We start from the raw sequence: 18,363 nt of genomic DNA on the forward strand, positions 1-18,363 counted from the left end.
TGCTAAAAGGCAATTGCTACTTAGGCACTCACCAACGACACCAGCACGCCATTGGGATCGCGGACACGAGCAATCATTTGTCCCCCAGGCTGGCTTTTAGGGGCATCTAGGGTTTTTGCACCAGCTCCGATCGCTCTCATGTAGGCGCTGCCAACATCAGGAGTAATAAATGATATCTGAATTAATGCTGGTGGTTGTGTAGCGTCGTTGTGATGGCAGCCACCAGGAAATAACTTCTGTGCTTCGCTACTAGAGGAGAAAGCTAGTGTAGTGTTTCCGGTTTCGATTTCCGCCCAGATAGATTGCCCCTTATCTACGAGGGTGCGACGAACTAGACCAAAGGCTTTTTCGTAAAACTCAACGGTCTTAACTACATCGTCTACCCAAATAACCGTGTAAGCAAATTTCATAGTTTTTTCTCCTTAACTAGAAAAATCAGTGCTGGCGAAGATTTCTGCCACTTTACTGTAGGTGATTTGAATATACAGTGACTTAACTCTCCAGAATATTATGATCTGTTGCAAAAGTTTGTGCCCCTGTTTTCATCATTTCTATATCTGATGGCGACCAATAATGAGGCCCTTGACAGTGATGTGCTACTAGCAATCCCCATAATCCTCTAGGGATGACAATTGGTACAACCAAGTTGGCGCGAACTTGCAAATTGCACAGAAAATCTCGGTGACAAGGCTCGATTGGCTCTAATTCAATATCAGCGATCGCTCTTACCCGTCCTGCTAAGTATAAAGCAGCATACTCGTTGTTAAAACAATCATCTGGGCAATAGTAAAGGGTGTTGCATTTGATCGTTCTGGAGAGTGACAATATTCACACAAGTATTTTGCCCTTTTACGGACATTTAAACGAACAAAATTGTTGATAACCACAATTAAGAAGCAAGTTCAGTGTTGATAAAACTGAAGATTTTTTCTAATTTCAATAAACCAGCTAATTCTGCTTGTTCATCTGGATTGAGTAAATTTTCTTTATTTTTTTCTAATAGTTCTTCTAAACGAAATTGTAATTCTTCAGTAAAAGAAAAAAGACGAAATTGATCAGAACGATTAAGTTTTATTCCATTTGGTAGCCAAGATGAAGGCTGTTTCATTAATTCTTTCATGGGTATCTCCATTAATTGAGGATTGTGGTCAACGAAGGCCATGTTAGCACTGAGCCGCCGAGTCAATATGCTCTTGAATTTATGGTTGGACAGGCATTGCTGGTAGTTATCGGACTATATTGAGATTCTTTAATATAAGTAATATCATAAATCGCTTCTACAGCGTCTACTTTTGCGTAAGTTCTACTTTTGAATTTGCAAACATTGGGACAAAGGTACGATAAGCTGACAATGCTGCTTCTTTAACGGTTGCATTCACAATGGGAAATGTTGTGAGGATGTAGCTAAATTCATCTTCGGTTAAGCCATAAAGATGTGCTACCATTCCATCGAGTTCAGCGCGTAGTTTAGCGCGTTCTGCTTCGTCGGTAACGCCTTGTTGATGGGAACCTAAACCGACTTCTTGCGCGAGTTCGTCAAATTCTGGTGTGGTGCAGATGAGTTTGGCGGCGCGTTGTACAATATCGTTGAAGTTGCGATCGTTTTTTGTTAAACGTGGAACGGGTAGTTGGTAGACATAGAACATATTACAATGAGATGTAACTTTTTGACGAGTTACAAAGTCACAAGTGAAACTATTAAGTAAAGAGCAAATAAATATTAATTCATCATATTTTGAAAATCGGTCTGACAAAACTACTGTATTCCCTGCAAAAACATTAGGGGGAAGAATTGCTGCAATCATTGTCCGTTGATTGGTACTTGACGCTATATCCCTATAACCTAAACGGTAGTTTTGATAGTCAAACTTTTGACCGCTATCTACTTCCTTTCGTTTTAATAAACCTTTTCTACCTTCTTGTTCATCTATCCAATACTTTGGTTCAGCAAAGATATGAGTGAACTGATGAATCCTTTTACCTTCATAGAGTGCTAATGTACCTTTCTCTGGCTTTTTCTTGAAAAGAAAAGCATCATCAGTCATACAGCGCTTCCGGCTATTATGCAATACAGTTTTCCTCATTACCCCTCTCCTATCATAGCTTTCAGCTTTGAGGATGTACCTCATAGCCGCCGGAAGTGCTGTATTAAATTCACGATGTAGTTCCAAGTTCCATTTATCTTCAAGTTTTTCACCCAACAATGGTAACTTGGTCATTTTATCAGCAATGGGAAAATCAATATCATTTTTGAACTCCATTACTGAGAGAGAATCAGGTGATAGCTTTCGCACTAAGTCAATACTAATTGGTAAACCATCATTTTTAGGGAACCCTTGCAGTTCTTGGACATCTTGACGCATAAAAGCAGCAGGAAATTTTTCTGTTTTGCCTTCTTTTTCAAAAGTTAGAATAGCAAATTTAAAACTACGATGAACCCCTTCAAAAATTGTCTTACGATTTTCAAAGCAGAATAAACCTGTGATTTTTGTATGATTAAATAGCATCTCTCGAAGCTTCTTAGCTCCTAAATCAGTATAAATACCACTTGGTATAACGATGCCACATCCGTCACCATGACGTAAAAGATTAAAACATTGTTCTAAAAACAGTTTGTAAAAGTTAACATCTTTTCCGTGGCGTTTACCATTAATTATAGGAACTTGATTTATATACTGTTCGGCAAATCTAAAATACTCTCTTTGATGGTTGTAATCACTTTGATACTTTAACCATGCCTTTTGAATTTTCGTGTCTATTAATAAACGTTTTAGTTCAACCTCAAAATCTTTGATATCCATCTTTTTTTTAGACACGATATCACTGTATTCAGAGCAAAATTCTTTTGCATCCGGCTGAAAAGTTTCCCACGGCGGATTAGTGATAATTGCATCAAAACCACCGCGTTTTAAAACCTTGTCAAAATGATAACCCCAGTGAAACGGTTTCAAAGCTGCAATATCCTCAACCTTCAAAACCCGCTTCTGTGATTTTCCAGTTAACTGAACTTCCTCATACTTGATACCCAAACGCTTACTAAACTCATCCAATAGCAAAAGATTTAACTTTTCTTGCGATTTTTTGTTCAGTTGTTCAATATTTTTGCGGATGTGTATCAATCGAGTATCTTTAGGTGTATCTGTATCGGGTAATTGTTTAGGTGAAAAAGCGTGTTCTTTGTACAACTCAACAGATTTATTCTTTTCTTCTAAAATTTTCTTATAATTATCTGCGGCTAAAGACTGTAATAGATTTCCTTGTAGTGAATTTCCCACCGCATGATTGGGTTATGATTTTACCAAAAGCCTTGGAAGCAGAATTTTGGCAAGAGTTTAAGCAATTAGAGCAGGAGCGGACTATGAGCTACATTACCACAGGCGAACGCATTGGTTACGAGCGGGGAAAACAGGAACAAGGACAAACACTCGTGTTAAGGCAACTACAAAAACGAGTAGGAGAGTTACCACAAGAGGTTCGGGGGCGCATTCAAGCTCTTTCCCTAGAGCAATTAGAAGCACTTGGCGAGGCTTTATTGGATTTTACAGCCATTGAGGATTTACTTAACTGGTTGGAAGCAAATTAAACAGTTTAATTTTTAAAATCCAGTATGGTGCGTTAGCCAAAGGCTAACGCACCATATCATTTAGATATTGATTTACTATTTAACTTTTAACCAACTAAATATATCTGCTGGCGTAATTTGCCAATCTGTTAATACATCAAGAACAGTCAATTTATCATTATTATATTTTACTTCTGGCAATTTATTAGGTTGAAATACCATCACCGATTTATCGTTAGAGTCAATAAACCAACCTAATTTTGTACCATGATTAATGCAGAAAATAATTTTATCAATCACCCGGTTAGGAAATTGGTCAGGTGATAAAATTTCAATTATCCAATCTGGATAAATTTTAAACTTATTGGCAATTTCCCCATCTTCATCAACAATAAGTCGTGACCACTCAAATACAGCAATATCTGGAACTAAAGAACGTCCTCCAAATGTGCAGCGTAATTCAGTTAATGCTAAAGCTTTTTGCTCAGGTTCGCTTTCCTGATTAATCTCGGTTGATAAACGAGTTTGGATTCTGTTATGTTTTCCCTGCGGCATTGGTTTTTGGTAGATTTCTGCATCAATATATTCACTAGCTGGTTTAGTTTCTGGTAATTGCAGAAACTCTGTTAAAGAAAGATTAGATGATAATATAACCATAAAAATTACTCCTAAAATAATTTAATTATATCTTTAAACCTTTGTAGGGTGTGTTGCGGATAATAAAGACGCGATAAATCGCCGTCTCTACAAAGGACTGATTATTGTAGAGATGGCGATTCATCGCGTCTATTGCCTTAATTAAAAATTACGAATTAGAAAATAATCCTAATGAACAAATAATCTGAGGTTCTCGCTTTTCTAGTTCTTCTGTGACAATACACAAACGGTCATCCATTCGTAGCGCCACTACTAACTCAGCTAACTGCTGATTATTAATACCGCTTCTCAGTTGACGGTTGAGAGTATCAATGGCTGACTGTCGCAAAGGATAACGGTAAATCTCATCAATTGCTTTTAAAAGTTCTTCGCTAACAAATAGTGTTCCATTCATTTCTTGAACATAACTTTTCAGCCGTTCATAACTGCGGAACCTTGCACCTGATGGTCGCCCTAATTGACCACCTGCATTTTTCTCTTCTTCAGCAATCAGTTCAGCACCCTTTTTGACTAACTCGTGATGCTGTTTGTCTCTGGGTATCGCTGGGGTAGATTCTTCACACGCCGCTACCCGAAGCACTGCTAATTGTGATTGAGTAACGCTATTTCCATCGCGGTCAACATAAATTAAAGAATCATTTCCTTCGGTAGTTTTCATATAAAGCAATACCCCCTCTGGTTGCACAGGTTGCGGAGTATGGGCGCGGGTAGAATAAACTACATTTTCCATTTCTTCTATCGTTTTTTTCAAACCCGGATTACCATCGGTAGCTTTTTTCCAAATTTGAAATGCTTCTGAAGTCAAGTCAACTTCTGTATCTTCTTCACCATCTAAAACTCCAGATTTCTCGTTGTAGAGGTCGAGAATTACCCGTGCATCATCATCTTCAAAAAAAGCTTCATCAGTTCCCACTACTTCCGCATTTTCTTGCAGTCGTTTGCGGAGTCGTCCCCGCAAATTAATAATCCGTTCTACTCCTTCGGCTGGTAAAAAAGAATAACAGAGAATTTTATCAGCATTTTGTCCAATGCGGTCTACTCTTCCCGCGCGTTGAATTAAGCGAATAATCGCCCAAGGTAAATCCCAATTGACGATAATTGCACAGTCTTGCAAATTATGACCTTCACTTAAAACATCGGTGGCGATTAAAATACGCAACTCATCTGATGATGAAATTTGCTCACGTTTTCCATTACTCACAGGGCTAAATCTTCCCGTCATTACTGTCGGGTCTTTAGATTGACCTGTCACCCCAGCTACATGAGTAATTTGACTCGACTGCAAATTGTCTTCAAGATACCGGACTGTATCAGCAAACTGTGTGAAAATTAGTACTTTATTTTTGGGGTGAATTTCTGTTAATAGTTTGATTAAAGCAGCAAGTTTCTCATCTTTTTGAGGATTCCACTCACCACACTGTTGCAGTACATTAATAAGTGCTTTGGCATCCTCTAACAAATCCCGTTTCAGCTTTTTAATATCAAAAAGTGTAGAACGCAACCACTTAAATCGCCGTTGATATCGAGTTGTATATTCTTGGTAAATTAATTCTGCTCTTTGACGAAAAACTTTTTCTTGACTTTTCACATAATCTGGAAAACCTCTCTCCTGCAAGGAGAGAGGCTTTGAATTCTCCCCATTCCCTAGTAGGAAAGGGGGTTGGGGGGTTAGGTCAGAATCATCATCTTCCGTTTCTGTATCAAACAAAGCTGCTGCTACAGAATCGGCATCTTCATCATTATTACTTGTATCTAATAACTCAGCTTCCTGAGTTCCAATAGGAATATCAAACCCCTGCTCTAGGGCATATAAATAAATAAAGTTTCGTAAAATGTGGCGCTCAATTGATTGAATAAAAGCAACACCGCTACTTTCTAAACGTTTAAATAAGTTGGTGCGAGAAAAACCCATTAACCTCCTACCGCCACGAAATAAGCTATTAATAAAGCGTTGCTCGGTGTCTGTAGGCGGCTGTTTGTGTTTCGCAATAACGTAATTTCCTAGTCCATAACGAGGTAAATTCAGTTGATTAATTACTTCTACAACTAACTCTGAGTAAAGACGAGCATAAAAGTCACTGCTAGAACCTTCTAAAGGAAACTTCAAACTCCGAGGTAGACGCTGGGGAAAATAAGAACGTCTCCCATCAGCAAATTCTAAATATTTACGCCCTGTTTCATCTGTGTGGGCATAATTATCTTTAATAAAAGAGCGAGTGCGACGCACCATGTAACGCTTCATCAATTCTCGCCAGTCATCAGGGTGTTCGCTTTTCTCAAAGGCAGCTAAAGAACGTACTGAACATTGATGCTTTCTAATAAACTCTAATTCTCCTACCGAACTGCCACCAAGTTCATTAATTAAAGCTTCTGGTCTTAATCCTAAATCTTCGTCTTCTGGCACAAATAGCCGCAGTTGCGCGGAAAGGTCAAGATAACTTTTATTGTAAGGAGTAGCAGATAATAAAATACATTTACTTTCGTTAGCTGCAATATATTCTGTAATTGCTCGATAACGTTTACCTTCGCGGTTCCGTAAATTGTGACTTTCATCAATTAACACAACTCGATAACGGCGAAGTTTTGGTAATTTATTTTGTACTTGGCTAATTGGCATAATTTCGGCAAGTAACCGATAGTTATTTGCATATTCTTGCCACATTGACACCAAGTTTTTTGGGCAAATAATTAGTGTTTCTAAAAAACAATCTTCTTGTAATATCTTCGCCAAAGCGGTTCCAACTAAAGTTTTGCCCAAACCAACCACATCACCCACTAATACGCCGCCACGCCTAGTTACATGACGTGCTGCTAGCTGTACGGCAGCTTTTTGGAAATCAAATAAATTGTTAAATTCGCGGGGGATGCGGAATTCTGAAAGTCCTGCGATCGCTTCATGGGATAAGTGGTAAGCTATCTTCAGGTAGATGTAGTAAGGTGAGACTAAATCTTGTCTAGCCCAACTCTGATCGATAATTTCAGCTAATTCTTGAGAAATATCTACACAACCGTAATCTTGCCAGCGATCGCTAAACCACTTTTGCAGTTTATTACAAGCATCATGGTCTAAAATATCTACATTTAACTCCCCTTGTTTCGCCAGTCCGGGAAGGGTTAAATTACTACTACCCAGGAATCACACTGTGGGAGTATTTGGGTCATGACGATGCACAAGATATAACTTGGCGTGAAGAGAATGGCGCAAAAACAGCCTAATAATTACTTTCTGAGTTCTTAACTGATGACTCAACCGCCGTAACCCTGCTTCATCCTGATTAGTCGGCGCACCGATAGTCAACTGCTGGCGAAATTCCGCCGCCATACGTTTTTTAAACCGCACAATGCTACTATTGTCAATCCTTCCATCACCATTACTAAGGGAAAATGCCGCATGAACTTCATCACTGGGTAAGCTTTGCATCCCTATTAGCAAACGACAACAAGCATTTTCACTACCAACATACTGTTCAATCAAATCATCAATTCTTCGCCAACCTCTGAGGTTGAAGTAGCCAACGCAAAAGTCTGCGCGATAAGAGACTTTGAGGGTTTCTCGTAAAATCGGTAGCAGTTGCAAATCTATGTTGTCAAAAATACGGGGCATTTTTTAAAATTCTATAAATATTTCGTACATCTGTTATATGAGTAAAAAATTTTTCCAGCTAGATTAGAGACGCGATAAATCGCCGTCTGTACAATAATCAATCCTTTGTAGAGACGGCGATTTATCGCGTCTTCAAAGATTTATTGTGTTTTCAAAAATTATAAAAAAAAGAGCAGTTGCATAATACAACTGCTCTATAAAATGTTTAGATAGACACTTTCTACCTATCCACAGACCCCATAATTACGTCAACACTACCGAGAATCACCACAATATCTGCAACTTTCATGCCCCGCAGTAAATGTGGAACAATCTGGAGGTTGTTGAAATCTGCTGCGCGAATCTTCCAACGTGCAGGGAAGACGTTATCATCGCCAACCAAATAAATTCCCAATTCACCTTTGCCACTTTCTACACGAGCGTAAATTTCACCTTTGGGCATCTTGAAAGTGGGGGAAACTTTTTTACCAATGAATTGGTAATCGAACGCGTCCCACTCGGATTTTTTACCTGCGGCTAAACGCTTGGCTTCCAGATTTTCGTAAGGCCCGCCAGGAAGTCCTTTAATTGCTTGGCGAATAATCTTCACAGATTCGCGCATTTCCCGCATCCGCACTACGTAACGGGCAAAGCAATCACCGGCGGTTTCCCACTGTACATCCCAGTCGAAATCGTCGTAGCATTCATAATGGTCAACTTTCCGCAAATCCCATTGCACGCCAGATGCGCGTAACATGGGGCCAGAAAGTCCCCAGTTAATTGCTTCTTCACGGGTGATAGTACCAAGTCCCTCAACACGTCGCCGGAAGATAGGGTTATCGGTTACTAAGCGTTCGTACTCATCAATTTTGGGTAATAGGTAGTCGCAAAATTCCACACACTTATCTACCCAACCATAAGGCAAATCGGCTGCTACCCCACCAATGCGGAAGTAGTTGTTATTCACCATCCGATAACCTGTGGCTGCTTCCCACAAATCATAAATCATCTCCCGTTCCCGGAATTGGTAGAAGAAGGGAGTTTGTGCGCCTACGTCAGCGAGGAAAGGGCCAAACCACAGCAAGTGGTTAGCAATCCGATTCAACTCCAGCATGATGACGCGGATGTAGCTAGCGCGTTTGGGGACAGCGACACCTGCAAGTTTTTCTGGGGCATTAACAGTGACGGCTTCGTTGAACATTCCTGCTGCGTAGTCCCAACGACTAACGTAAGGAACGTACATTACATTAGTACGGTTCTCAGCGATTTTTTCCATTCCCCGGTGCAAATAGCCGATAACTGGTTCACAGTCAACGACATCCTCGCCATCCAGAGTCATGATTAGCCGCAGAACCCCGTGCATTGAGGGGTGGTGTGGCCCCATGTTTAGCACCATTGGTTCAGTGCGGGTTTCTAGTCTGGTCATAGATTTCGTGTTCTCCGTTCGTGAAAATTTTGAATTGAACCGCCTAGATGCCAACCACAGCCGATTTATCTAGTCTGCCAAAATGAGGTTTGTAGGGGCAATCTATATAATTTTGACTCTACAGGGTTATGTTGGAGAGAGGATAGCAGCGCAGGTGTTGTAATTGATGTTTCATTTCGTTGCACCTCTTCAATTATTATAGGGAAGCTTGATATGCAAGGGATTGAGGCACAGGTTTTTTTTCATCTAATCTCTTTTTGCATTTAAAATCCTGATGTTGGGAATTGGGAATAAGCGCTAAACAGGACTTAAATCGAACCACAGAGGATGCAAAGGACACGGAGGAATAAGAGTTTAAGAGGTTTTTGGTGTAAGTTTTACCAAATAGAAATAAAAATAAAATTAAAGATGAAATCAGATTTACAAACACCGCTAGATATAGAAGAACTGGCTTTTTCTCATATTTCCGTTTTGGGACGAGAGGTAATTGAGGGTTTGGCGGTTCGTCCAGGTGGACATTATTTAGATGTAACGGTAGGTGGTGGTGGTCACAGTCGCTTGATTTTAGAAGCTGCTGCCGATGTGCGGGTAACGGCAGTTGACCAAGATGAAGATGCTTTAGCCGCAGCAAGGAAAGAATTAGCTGAATATAGCGTTAGCGAAGCTCCTCCGAAGGAGGCTCGCATACAATTTATTTATAGCAATTTTGCTGACTACCAATTTCCCCCCAACACTTTCGATGGTATTTTAGCCGATTTGGGGGTGAGTTCTTACCATTTAGATCAAGCAGAACGAGGTTTTAGCTTTCGCCAAGCTGCGAATTTGGATATGCGAATGGATCGAGGGCGATCGCTAACTGCTGCTGATGTGATTAATAATTGGGATGAAGCAGAATTAGCAGATATTTTCTTTAAGTACGGTGAAGAGAGATTATCGCGGCGCATTGCTCGTCGTATTGTAGAACGCCGTCCGTTACACACGACTACAGAATTGGCTGATGCGATCGCTTCTTCAGTTCCCCCCAAATACCGTTATGGGAGAATTCACCCGGCTACCCGTGTTTTTCAAGCTCTGCGAATTGTCGTTAACGATGAGTTAAAATCCCTAGAAACCTTTTTGGATAAAGCCCCAAATGCTCTTGTCCCTGGTGGCAGAATTGCGATTATCAGTTTTCATAGTTTGGAAGACCGTCCGGTGAAACATGGTTTAAGAAATTCACCTTTGTTAAAAGTCTTGACAAAAAAGCCGATTATTGCACAAGAAGAGGAAATTGGGAAAAATCCGCGATCGCGATCAGCCAAACTGAGGATAGCCGAAAAGTTGCTGTAACTACAATGCAGCGTTAAACTGCTCCATCTCAACGATCTGTTAACCTAGCGTTGTTGATGAGTTAAAAAATAATAGATGGAAATTAGTAATCTGTTTACAGCAGGTGGCATAGTCATGTGGCCTCTGCTAGCGTTCTCTTTGTTAGGAGTAGCGCTGATTATGGAACGGATCATCTTTTGGGTAAGGATAAATAATCGACAAAACAAGGTAGTGCGAGAGGTGCTACAGCTTTATCGCCTTGATAATGTAGTTGGTGCTTTAGATAAGTTGCAGAAAAATACTGATTTACCTATTTCTCGAATTTTTTTAGCAGCTTTAGAATTGGAAGAGCCGACACCAGAGGAATTTCGTTTGGCATTAGAAAGTGAAGCCCAAGGCGAAATCCCCTTACTCAAGCGTTCCCAAAATATTTTTGAGACAATTATTGGTCTTGCGCCCCTGTTGGGACTTCTCGGCACTGTTTTAGGATTAATTAACTCCTTTGCCTCTCTAAATATCGGAGATGTGGGAGGTACTAAAACAGCAGGTGTAACATCTGGAATTAGTGAAGCTTTAGTATCCACTGCATCAGGGTTAGTGGTGGCAATCTTTACACTATTATTTGCCAATACCTTCCGGGGACTCTACCAACGCCAGATTGCCTGGATTCAAGAATATGGTGGACAGTTAGAATTACTCTACCGGCGTCGCTACGAAAGAGGAGATAAGAATTTAAAATTCAAAATAAATCCAAAATAGTTCGATTGAGACATTCAGCGATCGCTCAGTCGAGCCGCACTCATGCCAAACCCCAAAATCGGCAATCTAAAATCCAAAATTGATTGGCTCTAATAGTATTCTAAAATGACGAATAACTTTTTTCGCTACAGTTTTCGAGGAAATATTCTATGACTATTTGGGTAAATGAGCAAATTGATCCGTCTGGGATGATTCATGCCTGTATTGCTACTTGTAACGAATCTCAAGCCAAAGATTGTCATGATTCATTTCAGAATAATTTGACCAAGACGCAAAAGGAAGCTGGTTGGGTAGCGCGATTGCGGACAGTCGATTCTTGGGATGATGTGCCGGTGAATTCTTTAAAACTCAATTAATTGGGTGAAATCGAGTTCATTTTTTGGGATTTTAATGAAACAGATTTCAGGAGCATAGGCGTAGCCCGCCATAGGCATTGCTTGTATAACACACGCTGCACCTATGCCAATGTTGATAGCGATCGCAACAAATCCCATGAGAACAGGTTAATAAAGGATAAAAATCGGATTAAAATTATCTAATTATTAGCAACTACTGCCAAAAAAAGTAAAATTTTATAATAAATTGATGATTTTTATGAACTTTTAAGAGCTATCATCTATACCGGAGATTAAATTAAAAAACTTGCAAAAACCGAATCAATTTAGTGAACTATCTCAAGGTTTACACTTCGGAGCAGAACTGTCCTATTAATTTAGTTGGCGAAACGGGACAAGCGGTTCAAATTTCAATTCATGCTCCCAGTCAATATATCTGTGCCAACTGCGAACGGATATTACCAGATTGGAAACGGCAGCCATTTTTACGAGTAGTGATTGTCTTACAGCAATCGCGTTATCAACTAGTCGAAAAGACAGCAGAAGTAGAGACAGAGAAAGAACGCTTGCGAGAAAAGTTTATGAGATTTGGCTGCGATTTGGCATTTAATCTGCGCGATCGCGGCTATTTAACAGACCTGATCGACCCTCGTACAGGCTATCCTTTACTGTCTCATCCCGGAGCAATCCCTCACGATGACACAGCAGTTGTGAAAGCGTTGCTTAACTATCCAGTGATTAAGAATCAATGCCGTGTGCTAGTGCATCCCGATTGGGGTGCAGCAGTTTATCCTAGTATTTTGATATCAGAAGCTCCCCCAGTTGTGATCGAATGGGTTACAAAAAGTTTAGCAGCCATGCATGGGTGGAAAGAAATTGATTATTAGTTATTGGTCATTTGTCATTGGTCATTGGTTATTTCTTCCTTATCCCTTCATATATATTGGATATGAGGAGAATAAAAAACAAGCATCATAGAATCTGTGTCTTTAGACAACAACTTCTTCCAGGAAGCTAAGACAGTCGAAGCCTCTAATAGTGTGGTTTACTACTTCCCTCTGATGAGTGGACGCTACGAAGTCAAGCCGGGGATGATGGCTTTTGGTTCCTGTTTTGGTAACACTCAGGCTGATCAGCAGGTATTTCAAATTGATGATAATTTTGCCCACTACCGTCAGGCTAAACTTTTAGCTCGTGGGGAACGGTTGAGCAAGTACTACCAAACCAGCAATTATTCTAAAGCTGTGGCAGGTGCGATCGCTCGTTTGATAATTAATCGCCTCACTGAAGAACACCCACAGCACTTTGATTGCAAAAAGTCAATAGATAGCACTCTGAAATTCCACAGCCAACTTACCAAAGAAACCCTTTATTTAGATGCAGAATTACAGTTACAGCAAGTCGAGGGTAGTTCAGTTGTTCCAGCTTACGCCTCTACCCTTGATGCTTTATCAGCACAGGTACAAGAAGATTTGACAGTTATCTGTCGTGCCAATGGTATCAATTGGCTGAGTGCAGTTCATCTCTGCTATCCCAACCACTGGTCAGCTGAAGAAAAAATTGGTAAAGATTTTGCCGCAATCCATGCACCTGTCGCTGGTATAGAAAAAATTAATCGACGTGCAGGTGCGATCGCTCATACAATGATTAGCCACAAACCGATGGTGCGCTTTGCTTGGGGTTTGAGTACCGACACCCGCCTTAACCACCATCCCGAACCACCGCTTGGTGTGTCAGTTGAACAATGGCAAGGTAGAAACTTTGATCCGCAGCATCCTAGACTTTATCTGCGAATTGAGCGCCAAGTTATTTGGGGGCTACCACAGTATGAAGCGGCGCTTTTTAGTATTCGTACTTATTTTAGAGATTGTAGTGTAGTTAAAAAAGATCCAGTGTTACGGTCTAAGCTGTATGCTGCGATTCAGTCAATGACACCGGAATCACTAGTTTATAAAGGTTTGGTAGAAAGTAAAGCCAGTATTTTGGAGTGGCTAGAGGATGGTTGAGGTCTTAAATATTATTTACAGAAATTACGATCGTTAAGTTAAGTTTCATTGTAAATTCAAATTGCAGTCTGCTGCAAACTTCCATTAACACGGGCTAGTTAAGAAGAACTTAGGAGAAGCGAATGGCAGACAAGTTTGAGGATACATTCTCTTCAAAGACAAATTATACAGGTAAAGGATTAATGAAAGGAATTTCTCGGCGGCGGATACTGCTTAGTGGTGTCTCTGCTACTGGAGTCGCAGCCACGATAGTTGCTGGAGGTGTCCAAGCAAATACTCAAAAACCGCCGGAACCCAAAACTACTATTGATCGCAACGGCAAATTTACAGGTAAAGTTGTACTGATTACGGGTGCAACGTCGGGAATTGGAGAAGAAACAGCTTATGCTTTTACGCGAGAAGGAGCAAAAGTCTTCTTCTGCGGACGACGTGAAAACTTAGGCAAACAAGTTGAAGAGAAAATCAAAGGCTTTGGTGGTGAAGCTACGTATATGCGAACTGATGTTAGAAAAGAAGAGGATGTCAAAGCTTTTATCGAAGGCTGCATCCAGAAGTATGGTCGCATTGATATCGCTTTCAACAATGCCGGAATCTTCATGACTCCAGCCGAAATTCACACAATTCCCCTCGATAATTTCATTGACATCCTTACAACTAATACTGTTGGAGAGTTTTTGTGCATGAAATACGAGATTCCCCGTATGCGGCGTCAGGGTGGAGGCATTATCATTAATATGGCGTCGGTCGCTGGACACGTTGGCTTCAGTACAACTGCTCATTACAACGCTAGCAAACATGGCATTATTGGTTTAACAAAAGCCGCAGCCATTGAAAATGCTAACTACAATATCCGCATCAATTCCATTTCGCCACTGGCTGTAGATACACCGCAACTACGGGAATCTTTTGCTTTCCAGGGGATCACTTATGAACAAGCAGTTCAAGGCTTTGTGACAAAGCGAATTATGACTCCTCACGAAATCGCACAAGCAGTTTTGTTTCTGGCTTCCAATCAAGCGACATCGTTAACAGGTATGGATTTAGATGTTACGGGTGGTCAGCTAGCTCGTTAGCGATATCGAACAAAAACAGCCTTGAGGATCGCCGTAGGCGGGAGGATCTGAATTTAGGATACCCAATCGTTATCATTTATTTATTTGCCATATCCCTTTCATTAGCTATTTTTTGGTCGCCGCAGTTGTTTGGAATTCATCGGGCCAAGAATTTGGTTAAGGTCACGCAACTGTTCAGCTGTACCCATACCAATTAACCGATCTCCTGGCATTAACACCGTATCACCAGTGGGGCCACCGATTAAAGTCCCATCAAGGCGGCGAATTGCCAGAACTAATGCCCCAGATTGCGATCGCAATCTCGCTTTTTGCAAACTCTGACCCACAAAGGGACAAAAAGCCGGGTCGAGTAAAAATTCTTCCATATACAATTGGCGGTCTGCACCTGTCAAAATACCGTCTACAAAGTCCAATACTTGGGGTCTGAGAGCCGCAGCAGCCATGCGCTTCCCACCAGTAATATAGGGGGATATCACTTCATCTGCACCACCGCGTCGTAACTTCTGTAAAGCCTCTTCTGTACTTGCCCGTGCAATCACCCGAATTGCCGAATTCAGCGTTTTTGCTGATAAAACAATGTATAAATTTTCGGCATCTGAAGGAAGGGCTGCAACAATACACATCGCCCGTTCAATACCAACTTTCAGAAGTGTGTCATCTAGGGTAGCATCACCTTGATATGCCGTGTAACCTTCCGCCTGCGCCCTTTGCACAGATTCCATTTCCGAATCAATCACTACAAAAGGTGCGTCTTCTGCCCGAAATTCTTTGGCAATTTGACGACCAGTCCGGCTAAATCCACAAATGATGTAGTGTTCTGTTAGGGATTCCATTAACCGCCTCTGTTGCTGTAGTCGAATTCCTTCTTGAAAATAGCCTTGAATGATCGCTTCGGTAAATCTGTTGACAATGTAACCTATATTGACTACACCCAACAAAATCAAGGCAATGGTAAACAATCGTCCTCGGCTACCTAGCGGGTGCGTCTCTCCATATCCCACAGTTGCAAGAGTGATGACTGTCATATAAGCCGCATCTTCCCATGACCAGCCCTCCACTAACGAGTACCACGAAGTGCCAATGAAGAAAACACCGCCAAGAGCGATCGCCCCAGCCATTAACTCCTTTTGGATACGTTGATATTTTTGCTCAAGTGTTGAGAATGACGTAAAAATAGTACTTTTAGCCTACTTTTTCTAGTTTTGTAATAACTTTATCGCATTTGTGATTTTTAGTACATTCAAACTACAAATCCAGCTATGACAGGTCATTGAAGAGGACAAGGGGCACTTAGCTGGGGGCAGAGGGGAGAACCCCATACATAAATTCTAATGGTGTAAGTATTACTGTGGCTGTCGGGGTGGGAGCATTAACGCCCAAAATCACTAATGCCCAATTATTTTACCCACCAGCAAGCGATCGCCATTCATTAATGGTAATCGGTCAAGGGGTGGTGAGAGTGCCAGCCGATACAGCCGATATTGAATTGGTATTCAGTAGCAAAGGTAGCAATGATGAGTTACAAACTGCTTATCCCACAGCTATAGTAATCCTAAATCATTGAAAAGTTAGATCCCCGACTTCTTAAAGAAGTCGGGGATCTGGACACTGCGAATTTTCACAAATCAGATAGGATTGCTATATAGTATGCGTGTTGATAATAAAAGTAAAATATCCACTGGAGTTTAGATTAGATCGATAATTTTAAACTCTAATAATGAAAAAACTCCAGAAATATTTGTGGCAAATCTGGAGCCAAGAAAGATACACATTTACCTATACCAAATTTTCACCGTAAGAGAATCCTACGTCATCAGGGTATACACTCAAATGTAGATAAAAGTCTACGAGGACAAACCACTGTGCTTCTCGTTTACCAACTTCTCTATCGGAAGTAACGCAAAACAGCCCCAGTCAATCTGAGGCTGTTTTGCGAGAGTTGTTTGGCAGGAGGGGTACATCAATAACTAATGCCCCATATTTAAATATAGATAATTCAGTATGCATCCTTATTCAGCCGGGTTTTGGCATATCCGGATGATTTAGAAAATTGCGTAGGCGCAACCCGTCGTAGACATCGCTTATTTCCAAAAAGAAACTCCAGATGCCTTAAGCGCATCTGGAGTAGTAACAGGTTTCTAACATCAATCAATTTTGACCGATGCGATCGCCCGATGTCGTTAGGGTATATACTCAAATGTATTTATGTCTGTTCATCCGCAAATCGACGAGCAAATTACCTTCTTTTATACGCATAATCTCAATGCATCTAAGGAATTCTACGAACAAAAACTCCGTTTGAAGTTATGGCTCAATCAAGGAGTCTGTCGAATTTATACTATCAGTGATTTTGGATACTTAGGTTTGTGTCAAACAAGTGAAATATCAACTCCTCTATCTGACAAGCAATCAAGTGTCATTTTTTCTTTGGTAATACAGCAGGTGGATGATTGTAACAGAAGGTAGAATACAGTCATTACCGCCAGCATATATTGTGAGCTTCACAACAGTATTTATTACAGTATCCTCTTTGCCAATTGTGCTATTACTATAGTTATTATTTTTAAAGTATCGATATTTTATCTATCGGTTCACTAAATATTCTCTTAGGGTGACTGCATGACAGCCGAAAAACTCACATGGTTACAACGCACAAAATTGCAACTTAAAGGTTCAGTTATTAAAGCAATTTACAAACATGTTTTATGGTGTGGAGCTTTCGGCTTTTTGATTTCTCTACTTTACCATTTTAAGATGCCTGTATCCCAACCTATTTTAGGGAGTGTTATTCCTAGTATCGTTTTAGGTTTGTTGCTTGTGTTTCGTACCAATACTGCTTATGAGCGATTTTGGGAAGGGAGAAAATGCTGGGGTTCTCTAGTAAATAACATCCGAAATCTGGCCCGGCAAATTTGGGTATCTATTGATGAAATATCACCAGAAGATAAAGAGAATAAAATTACAGCACTAAATTTATTGGTAGCTTTTGCTGTGACAACTAAAATACATTTGCGGGGAGAAGTAGTCAATAGCGAGTTACAAGATTTAATGCCATCTAGTAAGTATATAAAACTGAAGATTATGAATAATCCCCCCATAGAGGTTGCCTTTTGGATAGGAGATTATTTACAGCAGCAGTATCATCGCAATTGCCTTAATAGCTACCAGTTAACATCTATGCAAGAATTATTGAATAGTCTTGTGGATAATTTAGGTGCTTGCGAACGTATTTTAAAAACACCTATGCCATTAGCTTATTCCATTCATCTAAAGCAATTATTGTTACTATATTGTTTTTTGTTCCCATTTCAAATAGTGGAGAGTCTGGGTTGGTGGACAGGTTTAATTGCTGCTTTCGTTGGTTTTACAGTATTTGGCATTGAAGCCATCGGCTTGGAGATAGAAAACCCCTTTGGTTATGATTCTAACGACTTACCTCTAGATGCGATTTGCGAGACAATGAAACACAATATTGACGATTTAATTACTCTGACTCCAAATGCGCGATCGCATCCAGGTAATTTGACCTATGATAAAAGTTAAGATTGCGAATAACTAACAAGGCTTTGTTATAGCTGTCAATCCCCATCTTTTTGCGTCCATCTTCTTTCGCAGTAATATATAAACGCGAAACTATCTCTTCATTGGTGGATG

Annotated in this window: 15 protein-coding genes and 3 pseudogenes; 10 read left to right on the forward strand and 8 right to left on the reverse strand. The window is 40.5% G+C overall.

Translation table 11 applies throughout. The features are described from left to right. Positions 1 to 20 precede the first annotated feature (20 nt). From VE944_RS25325 to VE944_RS25340, 4 genes and pseudogenes are all read right to left on the reverse strand, one after another. Complete coding sequence (locus tag VE944_RS25325; protein ID WP_324983600.1) at positions 21 to 410, reverse strand: VOC family protein; 390 nt, start codon at positions 408 to 410, stop codon at positions 21 to 23. Positions 411 to 492: 82 nt separating this feature from the next. Further along, a pseudogene (locus VE944_RS25330) lies at positions 493 to 780 on the reverse strand (GAF domain-containing protein); the annotation flags it as partial. A gap of 109 nt (positions 781 to 889) precedes the next feature. After that, positions 890 to 1,120 carry a hypothetical protein gene (locus VE944_RS25335; RefSeq protein WP_324983604.1) on the reverse strand — a complete coding sequence of 77 codons (231 nt, stop codon included), beginning with the start codon at positions 1,118 to 1,120 and terminating at the stop codon, positions 890 to 892. 166 nt (positions 1,121 to 1,286) lie between these two features. Then, the gene (locus tag VE944_RS25340; RefSeq protein ID WP_324983607.1) at positions 1,287 to 3,275 is read right to left on the reverse strand and encodes an Eco57I restriction-modification methylase domain-containing protein; all 1,989 of its coding nucleotides are present in this window, start codon (positions 3,273 to 3,275) and stop codon (positions 1,287 to 1,289) included. Between the two features lie 5 nt (positions 3,276 to 3,280). Between VE944_RS25340 and VE944_RS25345 the strand changes: the two are divergent. After that, positions 3,281 to 3,583 (forward strand): annotated as a pseudogene (locus VE944_RS25345) (DUF4351 domain-containing protein); the annotation flags it as partial. 75 nt (positions 3,584 to 3,658) lie between these two features. Here VE944_RS25345 and VE944_RS25350 read toward each other — a convergent pair. The 3 genes and pseudogenes from VE944_RS25350 to VE944_RS25365 form a co-directional block, all read right to left on the reverse strand. Beyond that, positions 3,659 to 4,219: a Uma2 family endonuclease gene (locus VE944_RS25350; RefSeq protein WP_324983610.1), complete on the reverse strand. Its 561-nt coding sequence runs from the start codon at positions 4,217 to 4,219 to the stop codon at positions 3,659 to 3,661. A gap of 148 nt (positions 4,220 to 4,367) precedes the next feature. After that, positions 4,368 to 7,823 (reverse strand): annotated as a pseudogene (locus tag VE944_RS25355) (helicase-related protein). Positions 7,824 to 8,043: 220 nt separating this feature from the next. Then, positions 8,044 to 9,228, reverse strand: coding sequence for an NAD(P)H-quinone oxidoreductase subunit H (locus VE944_RS25365; RefSeq protein WP_118169588.1), 1,185 nt, complete (start codon positions 9,226 to 9,228; stop codon positions 8,044 to 8,046). 408 nt (positions 9,229 to 9,636) lie between these two features. On the opposite strand from VE944_RS25365, the gene rsmH reads away from it, so the two are divergent. The 6 genes from rsmH to VE944_RS25395 all read left to right on the forward strand — a co-directional run bounded on the left by rsmH (position 9,637) and on the right by VE944_RS25395 (position 14,709). Then, positions 9,637 to 10,557, forward strand: coding sequence for a 16S rRNA (cytosine(1402)-N(4))-methyltransferase RsmH (rsmH, locus tag VE944_RS25370; RefSeq protein WP_324983617.1), 921 nt, complete (start codon positions 9,637 to 9,639; stop codon positions 10,555 to 10,557). 75 nt (positions 10,558 to 10,632) lie between these two features. Continuing rightward, positions 10,633 to 11,295, forward strand: a complete 663-nt coding sequence (locus VE944_RS25375; RefSeq protein WP_324983620.1) for a MotA/TolQ/ExbB proton channel family protein — start codon at positions 10,633 to 10,635, stop codon at positions 11,293 to 11,295. A 149-nt stretch (positions 11,296 to 11,444) separates the two neighbouring features. Beyond that, positions 11,445 to 11,651 carry a glycogen debranching protein gene (locus VE944_RS25380; RefSeq protein WP_229554842.1) on the forward strand — a complete coding sequence of 69 codons (207 nt, stop codon included), beginning with the start codon at positions 11,445 to 11,447 and terminating at the stop codon, positions 11,649 to 11,651. 308 nt (positions 11,652 to 11,959) lie between these two features. Next, positions 11,960 to 12,517 (forward strand): methylmalonic aciduria and homocystinuria type D protein, encoded by a 558-nt coding sequence (locus tag VE944_RS25385; RefSeq protein WP_324983626.1) that lies wholly within the window; start codon positions 11,960 to 11,962, stop codon positions 12,515 to 12,517. 174 nt (positions 12,518 to 12,691) lie between these two features. Then, positions 12,692 to 13,636 carry a heme-dependent oxidative N-demethylase family protein gene (locus tag VE944_RS25390; RefSeq protein WP_324983723.1) on the forward strand — a complete coding sequence of 315 codons (945 nt, stop codon included), beginning with the start codon at positions 12,692 to 12,694 and terminating at the stop codon, positions 13,634 to 13,636. Between the two features lie 122 nt (positions 13,637 to 13,758). Continuing rightward, positions 13,759 to 14,709, forward strand: coding sequence for an SDR family NAD(P)-dependent oxidoreductase (locus tag VE944_RS25395; protein WP_324983629.1), 951 nt, complete (start codon positions 13,759 to 13,761; stop codon positions 14,707 to 14,709). 101 nt (positions 14,710 to 14,810) lie between these two features. Here VE944_RS25395 and VE944_RS25400 read toward each other — a convergent pair whose 3' ends face one another. Next, a complete protein-coding gene (locus VE944_RS25400; RefSeq protein ID WP_324983632.1) occupies positions 14,811 to 15,827 on the reverse strand; it encodes a potassium channel family protein in 1,017 nt (338 codons plus the stop codon). 230 nt (positions 15,828 to 16,057) lie between these two features. On the opposite strand from VE944_RS25400, the gene VE944_RS25405 reads away from it, so the two are divergent. The 3 genes from VE944_RS25405 to VE944_RS25415 all read left to right on the forward strand — a co-directional run bounded on the left by VE944_RS25405 (position 16,058) and on the right by VE944_RS25415 (position 18,252). Beyond that, entirely contained in the window at positions 16,058 to 16,273 is a 216-nt protein-coding gene (locus VE944_RS25405) for a hypothetical protein (RefSeq protein ID WP_324983635.1), read from the forward strand. A gap of 641 nt (positions 16,274 to 16,914) precedes the next feature. Beyond that, positions 16,915 to 17,175, forward strand: coding sequence for a hypothetical protein (locus VE944_RS25410; RefSeq protein ID WP_324983638.1), 261 nt, complete (start codon positions 16,915 to 16,917; stop codon positions 17,173 to 17,175). A gap of 153 nt (positions 17,176 to 17,328) precedes the next feature. Then, positions 17,329 to 18,252, forward strand: coding sequence for a bestrophin family protein (locus tag VE944_RS25415; protein WP_324983641.1), 924 nt, complete (start codon positions 17,329 to 17,331; stop codon positions 18,250 to 18,252). Positions 18,253 to 18,363: the final 111 nt, after the last annotated feature.

It is taken from the genome of Nostoc sp. (genome assembly GCF_035638895.1).
GTDB lineage: Bacteria > Cyanobacteriota > Cyanobacteriia > Cyanobacteriales > Nostocaceae > Nostoc.